12 protein-coding genes, 1 tRNA gene and 2 pseudogenes are annotated in these 12,864 nt (G+C 58.8%); 6 read left to right on the top strand and 9 right to left on the bottom strand.

The window, feature by feature from the left end:
• Positions 1-71 precede the first annotated feature (71 nt).
• A tRNA-Pro gene (locus ABNU97_RS10310) sits at positions 72-148 on the top strand.
• 24 nt (positions 149-172) lie between these two features.
• Here ABNU97_RS10310 and ABNU97_RS10305 read toward each other — a convergent pair.
• Entirely contained in the window at positions 173-748 is a 576-nt protein-coding gene (locus ABNU97_RS10305; RefSeq protein WP_209063782.1) for a hypothetical protein, read from the bottom strand.
• Between the two features lie 21 nt (positions 749-769).
• A complete protein-coding gene (locus ABNU97_RS10300) occupies positions 770-1,849 on the bottom strand; it encodes a phage integrase Arm DNA-binding domain-containing protein (RefSeq protein ID WP_209063780.1) in 1,080 nt (359 codons plus the stop codon).
• 846 nt (positions 1,850-2,695) lie between these two features.
• Here ABNU97_RS10300 and ABNU97_RS10295 point away from each other — a divergent pair.
• The 4 genes from ABNU97_RS10295 (at position 2,696) to ABNU97_RS10280 (ending at position 5,107) form a co-directional block, all read left to right on the top strand.
• Positions 2,696-3,157, top strand: a complete 462-nt coding sequence (locus ABNU97_RS10295; RefSeq protein WP_209063778.1) for an MbcA/ParS/Xre antitoxin family protein — start codon at positions 2,696-2,698, stop codon at positions 3,155-3,157.
• A gap of 77 nt (positions 3,158-3,234) precedes the next feature.
• Positions 3,235-3,501: a hypothetical protein gene (locus tag ABNU97_RS10290; protein ID WP_348766637.1), complete on the top strand. Its 267-nt coding sequence runs from the start codon at positions 3,235-3,237 to the stop codon at positions 3,499-3,501.
• A gap of 1,068 nt (positions 3,502-4,569) precedes the next feature.
• Positions 4,570-4,812: a type II toxin-antitoxin system ParD family antitoxin gene (locus ABNU97_RS10285; protein WP_209065018.1), complete on the top strand. Its 243-nt coding sequence runs from the start codon at positions 4,570-4,572 to the stop codon at positions 4,810-4,812.
• On the top strand, positions 4,805-5,107 hold the full coding sequence (locus tag ABNU97_RS10280) for a type II toxin-antitoxin system RelE/ParE family toxin (protein ID WP_209065016.1): 303 nt from the start codon (positions 4,805-4,807) through the stop codon (positions 5,105-5,107). Before ABNU97_RS10285 ends, ABNU97_RS10280 begins: the two co-directional genes overlap by 8 nt.
• 274 nt (positions 5,108-5,381) lie before the next feature.
• On the opposite strand, the gene cydB is transcribed toward ABNU97_RS10280, so the two are convergent.
• Together cydB and ABNU97_RS10270 are read right to left on the bottom strand one after the other, a co-directional pair.
• On the bottom strand, positions 5,382-6,389 hold the full coding sequence (gene cydB / locus ABNU97_RS10275) for a cytochrome d ubiquinol oxidase subunit II (RefSeq protein ID WP_280637646.1): 1,008 nt from the start codon (positions 6,387-6,389) through the stop codon (positions 5,382-5,384).
• A complete protein-coding gene (locus tag ABNU97_RS10270) occupies positions 6,386-7,789 on the bottom strand; it encodes a cytochrome ubiquinol oxidase subunit I (RefSeq protein ID WP_348766636.1) in 1,404 nt (467 codons plus the stop codon). Before ABNU97_RS10270 ends, cydB begins: the two co-directional genes overlap by 4 nt.
• 187 nt (positions 7,790-7,976) lie before the next feature.
• On the opposite strand from ABNU97_RS10270, the gene ABNU97_RS10265 reads away from it, so the two are divergent.
• Entirely contained in the window at positions 7,977-8,279 is a 303-nt protein-coding gene (locus tag ABNU97_RS10265) for a metal-sensing transcriptional repressor (protein ID WP_209065014.1), read from the top strand.
• On the opposite strand, the gene ABNU97_RS10260 is transcribed toward ABNU97_RS10265, so the two are convergent.
• The 5 genes and pseudogenes from ABNU97_RS10260 to ABNU97_RS10240 form a co-directional block, all read right to left on the bottom strand.
• Positions 8,276-8,695 (bottom strand): DUF6691 family protein, encoded by a 420-nt coding sequence (locus tag ABNU97_RS10260; RefSeq protein WP_348523053.1) that lies wholly within the window; start codon positions 8,693-8,695, stop codon positions 8,276-8,278. The two genes, ABNU97_RS10265 and ABNU97_RS10260, sit on opposite strands and share 4 nt — an antisense overlap.
• A gap of 4 nt (positions 8,696-8,699) precedes the next feature.
• A pseudogene (locus tag ABNU97_RS10255) lies at positions 8,700-8,867 on the bottom strand (YeeE/YedE family protein); the annotation flags it as partial.
• Positions 8,868-8,906: 39 nt separating this feature from the next.
• Positions 8,907-11,876 (bottom strand): Tn3 family transposase, encoded by a 2,970-nt coding sequence (locus ABNU97_RS10250; protein WP_348766635.1) that lies wholly within the window; start codon positions 11,874-11,876, stop codon positions 8,907-8,909.
• A 3-nt stretch (positions 11,877-11,879) separates the two neighbouring features.
• Positions 11,880-12,440 carry a recombinase family protein gene (locus ABNU97_RS10245; RefSeq protein ID WP_348766634.1) on the bottom strand — a complete coding sequence of 187 codons (561 nt, stop codon included), beginning with the start codon at positions 12,438-12,440 and terminating at the stop codon, positions 11,880-11,882.
• A gap of 275 nt (positions 12,441-12,715) precedes the next feature.
• Positions 12,716-12,864: pseudogene (locus ABNU97_RS10240) on the bottom strand (peroxidase); the annotation flags it as partial.

Raw genomic sequence — 12,864 nt, 5'->3', positions numbered from 1 at the left:
CAATCGATGTGCCCGTGTTTGACGATTATTGCTCGACGTACGGCATATCTCTGTTAACATACGCATCTTCTCGGGGTATGGCGCAGCTTGGTAGCGCGTCTGCATGGGGTGCAGAAGGTCGTAGGTTCAAATCCTGCTACCCCGACCATCTTTCTTTTCTGGTATCAGCGGGTTAGGGCTTTCGCCAGAAGGCCCATTTCTTCCCATACCGCTTCCATACCGAAACTACACCGAAACTACTGCCGCTCAGTTCCGCTCGTAGCGCTTGAGCGCGAATTTTTAGTAGGTCGACGAATTCGTATACCACCGTGTGCATATCGCATGCGAGCTCTACGAGCTTTCGCGCACCTGGGTCGTATCGGTGGTGGTTGTCTAACGCGAGTTGTACGAACGGATCTTGTCGTTGATTGTCGTATAGCGATAGTACGTGTGAGATCTTTCCAAGCTGAGCCCGTTCGGGTTGATCGAAATATAGTTCGACCAGCATCTCGACAGCAGCAAACTCGTCGTCGCGAGTAATTCGGGAAGGCTCTTCGGCCCCGGGTAGCTGCTGGAGTGTGCGTTTCAATGCACGATGCTCGGCTTTAAACACTCCATGAAAAATCAGCAATGAGTCGGCAAGTTTCTCGATTTGCTCGCGCTGAACCAACAGGTGGGCACGTCGGTCCCCGCTACTTTCCTTCCAAGCGTCCCGAAGCCAACCGCCGAGGAAGCCGAGTGCTATAGGCGCTATAAGTTCTACGAGCATTGCTTCATCCGTGAGAGGGGCTTAGAACGACGCGGCAGCGACTCGCACATGACTACGTTTATGATCGGATAGATAAACGCGGGTCTGTTCGACATCCTGATGGCCGAGTAGTAGCTGAATAACAGTTTCATCGTGTCCCGCTTCGCGCATGAGGTGAGCTCCTAAACTGCGAATTTCGTGGAATGTCGGCGGATTCGCCACCCCGTCGTAAAACCCGCTTGCGCGCCGCACCTTAGCGAACTCGCGGATCAGCTGATCTTTGAGCACCTGCGTGTGATGGGTGCGTTTCTTCGCCCGCATGTGGCGCGGGCGGGCTTTCTCCGGTAAGCGGTGAACAACTAGCGGACTCACAACATCGTCCCGGCTTCGTTCGATCGCGCGCGCCAGACCGCCTTCGATAGTGATCTCAAGCGGCGTGCCGGTTTTCTCTTGTTCGAACCGCCAAACGCCATCGCGCGGATATTCGAACGACAGCACATCGCCTTCACGCTGTAGCGAATACAGCGCGATCCCCATGGCCACGCGTAGCCAGGGCGGGGCAGCGCGATAGACGGCGACGAAACCCGCCCAGGTGAAACGGGCGCGCTGTCTTGTGGTCTTGGCGATTCGCAGCGCATCCGCTGGGTTGTCCTCGCGCCAGCCTTCGGCTCGCGCGTATTGGAACAGCTCGATCAGCAGGCTGCGGTATTGATTGCGCATCCGGCCTCCGCTGGTGAGTTCGTCGACCCCCGAGGCGAGATCACGAACAGTCAGCTCGGTTACGTCGCGCTGCCCGAACTGCTCGTCGAGACGGCGCAACGCGTGGTTGTAGATGGTCTGCGTTTTCTCGGCGAGGTTCCGGTGCGCGAGCTCGTTCTCTTTATATAGAGCGATCAGCTTGTCGAATAAGAGGCTCGGCGCTACGACGCGCGACACAAGATCGTTCGAAGGCAGAAGCATCGCATTGAGCTTCTTCGCGGCCGCAATGCATTCCGCGCGATCGCGCGATAGGTAGTGGTACTTTCCCGTGACAGGATGCTTGTACCGATAGAGACCTGAAGGCGCGTGTAGATGAAGATTCTGCGGAAGCCCTCGGTTGGCGGCGGTTCTTGGTCTAGCCATGCCTTTTTATTTATGAACCTGGTCTCATATCGTCGCCGCCTAGCACACGCGCGACAAGTGGATCGTTCCCAGATTCAAAAAGATGCAGATCGACAAACCACTGGCCGCCAACTTTTCGCCCAGGAATATCGCCGCGTTCAATGCCTCTACGCACGGTCCGCGCGCAAGGCTCCGAGCCCGGCTCGAAGTACTGCTTCAGGAATCTCGGTATCGAGGTTAGGCGCATGGCGATGCCCCGTAGGCTCGAGAGCTCAATGCGATTTTAAGAGCCAGCGCCGTCGGCCAACGCGCCATGCCAGGTGGCTTTAGCTCTGAGAAAACAAAGGTGCCCACGTCGTATCGGCTGAGCTCTTGACAGCGGTCGGGCAGGAGTGCGTGTCGTACGTGGCGCCGAACGTTTACAGGGCGGCGCGACTTGGCCGAACAGATTATAAATAGCTCGCTCAAGCCATAAAGTGGCGCCCGGATACGATTGAGCGCTATCAATACGATCTCATTCTTCGAAGTCGGGAGGGTTGAGCGCATGCTATTAATAGGTAAGATCCTCAAAGCTCTCAAACTCACAGTAAGGGTAGTGACGTTCGTGAAATTTACTGTGGCCAAGCTCACCGCGCTGCGAGCATAATTACTAAAATCGTGCTTTTTCGCGATTTTCGGCTGTCTTACACGAGTAGGACTGCTCCCATCGCCCTATGGAGCGGCCCCCGGCCACCGCATACGAGATTGGGTTGAACACCGAGGTGAATCCGCAACGGTCTCAGCGGACATAAGCGGGTCGCGTATACATTTCGCCCAGTCATAGACGAACGCGGGCGCGATCGATTTGGCGATACCGAGGTGTTTGCTATGAAAGTAAAGGCTGACATTGGCACGAGCGAACGTGTTGTTGCCCTTTTAGGGAGTGCTGAAGTCCTTAACATCGCCGCTACTGATTTCCGAGAGCCAGCGACAGCTACAAAGGCTGTACGGAATGGTCTACCGGGCACTTGCGCGCGCTATCTTCGCGAGAACAGTGGTGTTCCTAAGCGCCTGTTCGATCAGGTTGTGCCCCGCACGACGTTGATTTCAGCAGGCAAGAGCAAATCGAAACGCCTTTCGAAGCACGCTTCGGAGGCTGTGCTGCGCGTTGCCCGGATCATCGCGTTCGCTGAAGAAACCTTTGGAGATCAGGATCGCGCGATGAATTGGCTTAACAATCCGAATCACGTATTCGAGGGCCAGGCCCCGATTACCTTGGCCGATACCGAAAGCGGTACCGAGTGGGTCGAACAGGTGCTCGGCCGAATGATGTACGGCATTGATGCTTGATGCGGCGTTATCGCGCTGCACAGTAACTCTATGCCTAGGATCTAAGCTGCAAGGGCGCTGAAACTCTAAAGCCGACGGTGGACGCCTGTAGGTATCCGGTGATCTACACGGCGGAACATCCCGCGCTCGCGGTTTTCGAAAAGCTCGCTCACGCCGGCATGTGTCTGGCGAATGCGTCGCTCACGCATCGGCTGGTCGTGCTCGATGTGTGGGAGGGCGAACTCGAGCTTGTCGCGCGTGTGCCGAACGATCCCATCGATGGCGGACAGGGGTGGCTCGAGGCCGGCGACAAGCCGTTTCTCCAGGTGCCGTCGTGTTCATGCCGTACGCCTCGAACTATCTGATCAACGTTTTTCGTCCCGCGATGGCGGATTTGTCGTTCATTCACGACGTCGTGTTCGTTTTCGCTGTGGGCTTGCTGGCTGTCATCCAGCGACTCTTTGACCCACGGCCTCGGCGCGTTGTTGTAGGTATTCAACCTGGTCGTCGAGCAGCTGATTGGTTCTAGCGCCTGCTCAAGATCGAGTTTGAGTGTTTTTTTACGCTCGTGCATGGTGGCATGCCGTCGCTCGAGTTCGGCGCTGGCTTAGCCGCGGGCTTCCTAATTGAAACGGTGTGCGGCATTGGCGACGACTCGGGGCAGGCGCTCGGGAAATCCGCTACTTATCTGATCAGGCAGTCGCTGCCGGATGGACTTAAATATGCCGGGGTATTGTCTGCTGTGAATCCGTGGTGCGCAGTTCGACACGCACCTTGGCCATCGAAGGATATTCGCCACGCGCCATGATCGCGGGCAGGGCGTCGTGGCACGACTCTCAGTTCGGTAGTCGTGGCCATCAACGGGTCACCCGGTCGTAGCCGGGGCGGATACAGCCCGGCAGCGCGAGCGCGCCGATCGCTAGTTCTTCGATCTCTGCGCGAATGGGAAAGAAGCCTGTGAATGCCCAACTGCCGCGCCCAAACCCATCATATCAACCCGCGGTATTGCGATAGATGATCGGACGGCTTCGAAATCCGCCCAGCTAAAATGCGATTCAAGCGACGACGGGCCGCGGCGTCAGGGGGACGCTTCGGCCGCGGGATCGAATTCTGTTACGACAACACTCTCGAACTGATCGACTTGTACGGCGCGCCATGTAAACGACGACGAGAGGTGAACGGTTCGCGTAGCCGCGATCTTGGGCACATAAAACTGACTAAATCGTGCTGATACGCGATATGTAATACGTACTAAATCGTACGGTAATTAGCTCGATACAACACAACTGTACTTATGTTGTGTAGCGCGCTGTTTCAGCGTTAAGCGAGCATGCAGCAGCTACTGGGAGTTTGAGCCGGCCAGGTTAGAAGGTAACGGCAGGTAGGCACTTGCTGGTATAGTTGTGTGAATAGATCACACAATAGGTACTGTAATGGGTAGAACAACCAGTATCACTATTGGTCCGCAAATGGATGATTTTGTGGGCGAATTGGTGGCGTCCGGCCGTTATGGTTCGACCAGCGAGGTCGTACGCTCCGCCTTGCGGTTGCTAGAGCGACAGGAGCAGGCGACCGCGGCGCTAAGGGCAGCCGTTGCGGCAGGTGAGCAAAGCGGGGAAAGCGAAGAATCGATTCACGATATCGCCTGTCGGGTGAAGCAACATCACGATGTATAGGCTCTCGAACCTGGCGGCGAGAGACTTCGAGACGATTTACGAATATACGCTCTTGAACTTCGGCACCGGGCAGGCCGACGTGTACACAGAGCAGCTAGACCAAGTCATGCGGCTATTGTGTGGATCGCCGCACGTCGGCCGCGAATGCTCTAGCATCGGCGACGGGGTTCTTCGCCACGATCATCGGCACCACGTTATTTTTTATCGGGTTCGCGCGGAAGACATCTTCATCATTCGGATTCTCCATAGTCGAATGGAGCCGTTGCGCCATCTCGGTGAAACTAATGGCGACTGAAGTGGCAGGCTCTCGTGGTTTGCCCGGTGGTCGCTCGCTTGACACGAAAAAGGGTGACCGCTTCCGGCCAATAGCGGACCTAATCAGGTCTCATGAAATAGTAGGCTGGGCCTCCTAGTCTGGCAGCAGTTCTAGTGTTCGAGCACGAAAAAGATCACCTCGCGGAACACATAGGCCGCCGTGCCCCAGACCAGCAGGCTGGCGGCGCCGATACCCACGAACCACAACAGACGGCGTCCGGTTTCATTCATGACGACTCCGACTTATCCGGCAGCTAGTGATAGCCCATGTCACGGCTGACCTTGCCCCGAAATATCCAGTACGACCACCCCGTATAGAACAGGATGAACGGCAACAGGATCACCAGGCCCACGAGCAGAAAACTCTGTGTTTCCGGCGGCGAGGCAGCGTTCCATATGGTCAGATGCGGCGGAATGATATGCGGCCAGAAGCTCGCCGCGAGCCCGCCATAGCCGACGATGAACATCGCCAACGAAAGCAGAAAAGGCGCGTACTCCCGCCGCCGGCTCACGCTCCAGTACAAGAAATACGACACCACGATCGCGGCGATCGGGAACGGCACCAGCAACAGCGCATGCGGGAAACCGAACCAGCGCTCGGCATAGTTGCCGTCGAGGAACGGCACATAGATGCTCACCACCGCCATGAACACGATCACGGCCGTCAACAGTACGCGCGACCAGCCATAGGCGCGCCGCTGCAACAGGCCGGTGGTTTTCATCACCACCCAGGTCGCGCCCAGTAGTGCATAGCCGGCCACGAGTGCAGCGCCGGTAAGCATCGTGAAGCCCGAAAACCAGTCGAACGCGCCGCCGACATACTGGGCGCCGTTGGCCTCGATGCCCTGCACGATCGCCCCGAGGGTTACGCCCTGGAAGAACGTCGCGATCACGGAGCCGAGATTGAACGCCAGATTCCAGCCGAGCTTGCGCCGCGCCTTGAAACGGAACTCGAACGCCACGCCGCGAAAGATCAACGCGATCAGCATGCCGGTGAGCGGCAGATAGAGCGCCGGCAACAATACCGTATAGGCCGGCGGAAACGCGGCCAGCAGCGCCACGCCGCCGAGCACCAGCCAGGTTTCGTTGCCGTCCCAGATCGGCGCGACCGAGTTCATCATGATGTCGCGTTCGGCCTCGCCATAGGCCACGCCGCAGAGGATGCCGATGCCGAGCACGAAGCCGTCCAGCAGCACGTACATGATCACGCCGAAGCCGATTATGCCGAACCAGATCAGCGGCAGGATTTCGATCAACGTCATGACTTCTCTCCCACCGGCTCGTTGGGATACGACAACGGCCGGGCCGGGGTCGCATACGGGTCGGGCACCGGGTGCGCAGGCGCTTTTTCAGGCCCGGTACGCACCACGCGCACGATGTAATACAGCCCGGCGCCGAAGACGATGCCGTAGACGATCACGAACGTGATCAGCGTCGCCAACACGCTCGGCGCGCCCACCGGCGAGAGCGAATCCGACGTGCGCAGCAGGCCATAGACGGTATAAGGCTGGCGCCCGATCTCGGTCGTGATCCAGCCCGCCAATACGGCGATGAAGCCCGAGGGAATCATCGCCACCAGATACCGATGATAGGCGCGCGAGTCGAGCAGCCGGCCGCGAAACGCCAGCCACAGCCCGAGCATGCCGGCGAGCAGCATGAGCAGGCCCAGCCCCACCATGATCCGGAACGAAAAGAAGATCGGCGCGACCGGCGGGCGCTCGCTTGGCGGGAAATCCTTGAGGCCGACCAGTTTGCCGTTCCATTCATGGGTGAGAATCAGACTGGCGAGATTCGGCACCGCGATCTCGTAGTGGTTGGTTTCGTTCTCGGCATCCGGCCAGGCGAACAGCGCCAGGGCGGCGCCTTCTTCGGTATCCCAATGCGCTTCCATGGCCGCGATCTTGGCCGGCTGGTATTCCAGCGTCTTCAGGCCGTGGAAATCGCCGGCGACGATCTGCAACGGTGTGACGATGGATACGAACGCCACACCCATGATCAGCATTACCCGCGAGGCCTCGTGGGCGGTGCCTTTCAGCCGGTACCAGGCGCCCACGCCCAAAATCACGAAGGCGGTGGTCAGATACGCCGCCAGCACCATGTGCACGAGCCGATACGGAAACGACGGGTTGAACACAATCGCCCACCAGTCGGTGGGATAGAACACGCCGTCGCGCAGCTCGTAGCCGGCGGGCGTATGCATCCAGGAGTTGGCCGACAGAATCCAGAACGCCGACAGCATGGTGCCGATCGCCACCATCGCGGTGGCAAAGAAATGCAGCTTCGGGCCCACCTTGTTCCAGCCGAACAACATGATGCCGAGGAAGGTCGCCTCCAGGAAAAAGGCCGTCAGCACTTCATAGGAGAACAGCGGCCCCAGCACCGGCGCGGTGGCTTCGGCGAACACCGACCAGTTGGTGCCGAACTGAAAGCTCATCACGATGCCGGAAACCACGCCCATGCCGAACGACACGGCAAAGATCTTCACCCAGAACTGGTAGAGCCGGCGAAACACGTCGCGACCGGTGAACAGGTGCATGCCTTCGCACATCGCCAGCCAGCTCGCCAGGCCGATGGTGAAGGCCGGGAACAGGATATGAAACGACACCACGAACGCGAACTGTATTCGCGACAGGATTTCCGGATCGAGAGCCATGCTTTTCACCTAGGAAGCTGCTTATCGAAGTATACCGGAGGGGGTATATAGCGTCACTATTCAATCGCGACTTAAATTACATGGCGGCTACGGAGAATAAGTCGGACCGCAGGAAGACGCTCGATTCAGATATGACGCACCAAGGAGGCTGTCAATGTATAATTTAGTAAGGCTTATTTCCTAGCTAGTAAACACAATGTCCGAAAATGCCGACATCCTTCCTTTCGACCAGGAATGGGAAGCCAGCAAGTCCGCACTCATTCGGCGTCTGAAACGCGTCGAGGGGCAAGTTCGCGGCTTGCAGGCTATGCTGGAACGTGATGCCGAATGCGAGGACGTAGCGGTTCAAATGACCGCTGCCCGCAAAGCGCTCGACCGTACCTTCTATAACATGCTGTCCTGCGTAATCGAGCGAGAGCTGTCTTGCCAGAAGCTTGATGCGGCCGATGCGCGCGAGCGTCTTAAGTACGCTACGGAGCTATTGTCACGCTACGGCTAGGTACGAGTTGCCGAAAGAAACCGATCGGCTAGCCACCCGCCCAATAATATGGCGGGGAGAAAGATAGCGGCTTCTCGAAAGTTGAATACCAAGGCTGCCAAGGCCGGTCCGGGGCAATAACCTGCTAGCCCCCAGCCAACTCCAAAGAGGGCGGCGCCCGATAGTAATCGTCGATCGATAGTCAGCGAGCTGGGTCGGTGGAATGTAGACCCGAATAGCGGGCGTATCCGTTTTCCCAAGAAAGCATTCGTAAGGCTGAATACGGCGAGAGCCATGGCCATGACCAGAGCAAGGCTCGGATCCCACCGGCCGACGGGATCCAGAAAAGCGAGCACTTTCTCCGGGTTCACCATTCCAGAAATCGTCAGCCCGATACCAAAGACCAGGCCGGACGCTAGCGTGATCACGTACTGCATCCGCTCAGCCCGTAAAAAGATGTCGCGTGATAACCGCTGTAACCACGCCGCAGATAAAGAAGACAAGGGTGGCAGCAATGGATCGCGTCGAACCGCGCCCAATTCCGCACACGCCGTGGCCGCTGGTGCAGCCTGACCCTAATCGTGTGCCCATGCCAACCAGCACTCCGCCCGCTATGGGGCCAACTCACGAAACGGAAAAAATCGTACGCTAAGCCTCGCGAGGCGTGCGTAGCGGCCGAAAACGGCCGCGCTCGACCCGCTTATTCTGCTGCCAGACATAATCGCCGGTGAGATTGATGTGCTCCCAGCCCAGTGGCGAGAGATGAGGCAACAGTTCTACATCGACGGGTTGTCCGGAATCCGCTAGCGCTTGGACTGCCCGCTCCATGTAGACCGTGTTCCACAGGATGATGGCGTTGACCACGAGATTTAGCCCGCTGGCGCGGTAGCGCTGATTCTCGTAACTGCGGTCGCGGACCTCGCCCAGCCGGTTCAAGAAGACGGCACGCGCCAGCGCGTTCTTGGCCTCGCCCTTGTTCAGGCCCACTTGTACGCGCCGGCGCAGGTCGATGTTTTGCATCCAGTCGAGCGCGAACAGGGTGCGTTCGATGCGGCCCAGCTCACGCAACGCGATTGCCAACCCGTTCTGGCGCGGGTAACTGCCGAGTTTGCGCAGCATCAGCGAAGCCGTCACCGTGCCCTGCTTGATCGAGGTTGCCAGGCGCAGAACCTCGTCCCAGTGCGCTCGAATATGCCGGACGTTGATACGCCCGCCGATCATGCCCCCGAGTGTCGGATATTGGCTTGCGGCACCTGGAATATACAGGCGCCGGTCGGCCAGATCGCGAATACGCGGTGCGAAGCGATACCCCAGTAGCTGCATCAACGCGAATACATGATCGGTAAAACCGGCTGTATCGGTGTAGTGCTCGGCGATCCGTAGATCCGATTCGTGATACAGCAGTCCGTCCAAGACATGGGTCGCATCGCGAACCGTGGCATTGATGACCTTGGTGTGGAACGGCGCATATTGATCGGAGATATGCGTGTAGAACTGCACGCCCGGTTCCTGGCCGTACTTCAGGTTCACGTGGCCGGCAAACTGGCCCCGGCCCCCGGCCTTGAAGTTCTGGCCGTCCGACGACGACGTGGTGCCGTCGCCCCAGTACGCCGCGAACGGCTGGCGAAACTGGGCATTGGTTAATTCAGATAATGCCGCTGCATAGGTCTCGTCGCGGATATGCCAGGCTTGCAGCCACGTTAGCTTGGCGTAGGTGGCATCGGGACAGGATTCGGCCATCTTTGCCAGCCCGAGGTTGATCGCGTCCGCCAGGATCGTGGTCAACAACAACTGCCGGTCACCGGTGGCGGCGCCACTTTTGAGATGGGTAAAGTGCTGCGTAAAGCCGGTCCAGTCATCGACTTCCAGCAATAGTTCGGTGATCTTGAGATGAGGCAGCCGACTGTAGGCCTGCTGCATCAGCGCTTCCGCGCCGTCGGGCACGGCCTTATCCAGCGGTGTGATCTTGAGACGGCCCGCGGGCGTGAAGCCGGCATCCGGTAACGTATCGGCCGCGGCCAATCGCTCGACGGTGGCCAACTCGTGTGCCAAAGCACTCAATCGGGATTCGAGATAACCTTCGCAATCGGTTTCGATCGCCAATCCCAGCGCTTGCTGCTCGCGCTGATCGACGAAGCGCGCTGGCGGCAGCAAGTAATCCTCGAAGTCCTTGAACTGGCGCGAATTCTGCACCCAGATGTCGCCCGAACGCAGCGCGTTCTTGAGTTCCGATAACACGCACAACTCATAGAAACGTCGGTCAATCCCGCCGGCTGTATAGACCAAAGTCGCCCAGCGCTTACGAATGAAGCGGGTCGGCGCATCGTCGGGTACTTTCCGGGCTTGGTGCCGGTTCATGTCTTTCAACAGCTCGATACCTGCGAGCAGTTCGCGTGCCGCCGGTGCGGCCTTCAGTTTCAACGATTCCAGAAGCGTCGGTGTATAGCGCCGAAGGGCATTGAAGCCGCTACCGATCAAGGCGAGGTAATCGAAGTCTTCGGATTGCGCCAGCTTCTCCGCTTCAGCGATGCTTTCGCTGAATACGTCCCACGGCACGATCGCTTCGATTGCAGCAAACGGATCGCCGCCGTTTTGCTTGGCCTCAAGCAGTGCGCGGCCGACGCGGGAGTACAGGCGAACCTTGCTATTGATTTCCTTTCCGGATTGCTGGAACCGCTCGGCATGGGTGCGTTTGGCCTTATTGAACAGCGAGCCCATGAAGCGATCGTGCAGATCGATAATTTCGTCGATCAGCGTGGCACGCGTATCGAGGAGAACCGCGGCCAGCGTCGCATGACGACGCGTCGATTCCAGGTCGCGCAAGTGCTGGGCCGTCATTTGGCCACCCTCGCGAGCCAATTTCAGCAGGCGGTTCTGGTGAACGACGTGTTCCAAACCGGTCGGCAAGTCCAAATCATGAACGGTTTGCAACCGTTCGAGGTGCGCCCGAATATGCTTTGGCCGCGGCGGGCCCGGCGACTGGCGTAGCCAGGCGAGCGTGCTATGCGCGGTCTCGGCGCGAATCGCCAAAAGCCGCGCAAAGGCATGCCGGTGATTAGCGGTTAACGGCGCGGTCAACGCCTCATAGACAAGGCGCGTGCCGCGTGTGAGCGCTTCGCTACATACGCGCTCGATGACCGCCAACGGCGGCAGGATGATGCGCTCTTGCCGCAGCTTCTCGACCAACGCCTCGGCCAGCACGATGCCCCGGTCCGTTTGCTGGGCCAGCTCGGCAATCGGTTTCATGAGCCGCCGATAATCCGCGCCGCTGAACGGGGACAGGTTTAACCAAGCCTGCAATTCGACCAAGTGCTCACGCCGGGTTTCGGGCCGCTGGGCATACTGCGGCCAGATGTCCGGATCAATATTCAGCTGTTGACCGATCAGGGCTAGCAAGGCGGCCGGCGGCCGCGCATCGGTCGGCAGCGTAACGCCGGGATAGCGTAGATAGCACAACTGCACCGCGAAACCGAGCCGGTTATGCGCACCGCGCCGTTGGGAAATGACCGCCAGCTCGGGTTCCGAGAAGGTGTAGTGTCGAATCAGTTCGTCGTCTGTCGCCGGGAAGGTCAGCAGGCTATCCCGGTCGGCGGCACTCAGTAGACGGCGACGGGGCATGGTTCAGGCATCCGCTCGGAGGTATTGGTACAGCGTCTCGCGGCTAATACCCAGATCGCGGGCCAGCTTCGCTTTCTGCTCGCCGTCGGCCACGCGCTGTCGAAGCTCGGCGATCTGGTCGGACGACAAGGCTTTCTTACGCCCCTTGTACTTGCCTCGTCGCTTGGCCAGCGCGATGCCTTCGAGCTGACGTTCGCGGATCAGCGCGCGTTCGAATTCAGCGAACGCGCCCATCACCGATAGCATGAGATTGGCCATCGGCGACGCCTCGGCAGTGAAGGTCAGATTCTCCTTCACGAATTCGATGCCGACACCGCGCTCAGTCAACGCGTAAACCAACCGGCGTAGGTCGTCGAGGTTGCGCGCCAGCCGATCCATGCTGTGGACCACAACGGTATCGCCTTCGCGGACGAACGCGATCAGCCGTTCCAACTCGGGTCGGTGCGTGTCTTTGCCGGACGCCTTGTCGGTGAACACGCGATCGACTGTGACCTGCTCAAGCTGGCGCTCGACGTTCTGACCCACACTACTGACGCGGACATAACCGATGCGTTGGCCGTTCAAATCGCTTCCCCGAGCCAATGTGTCAGATTGGACTCTATGACCCTGGACGACAAACGTCAATCATTGCTCAATGCGACTCTATCCTGACGCATTTGAGATCAGCCGCCTGACGTCCGGATAGGGTGTACTTTACCTTGACGCACCAGCACAAGGTATGGCGTTCCCATTAGCCGAGAGAGGCGTAGCATTAGGTGCGGATTTAGCTCGGCCAAGTTTAAACCCGGGCACAACACTTGAGTGTGCCCGGGCGATCGCTTAGTCGCGCATTCCGCACATTATTCGTTGGGCTGCTTGGTCATGCGCAGGTAGGGCTTGAGCTCGTTCCAGCCGGCCGGGAACAGCTTTTCGGCCTCTTCGTTGGACAGCGCAGGCGACACGATCACGTCGTCGCCGTCCTGCCAGTTGGCCGGGGTGGTGACCTTGT

The organism is uncultured Salinisphaera sp., assembly GCF_964012375.1.
GTDB lineage: Bacteria > Pseudomonadota > Gammaproteobacteria > Nevskiales > Salinisphaeraceae > Salinisphaera.
This window is presented reverse-complemented; position numbering and strand designations above follow the sequence as displayed.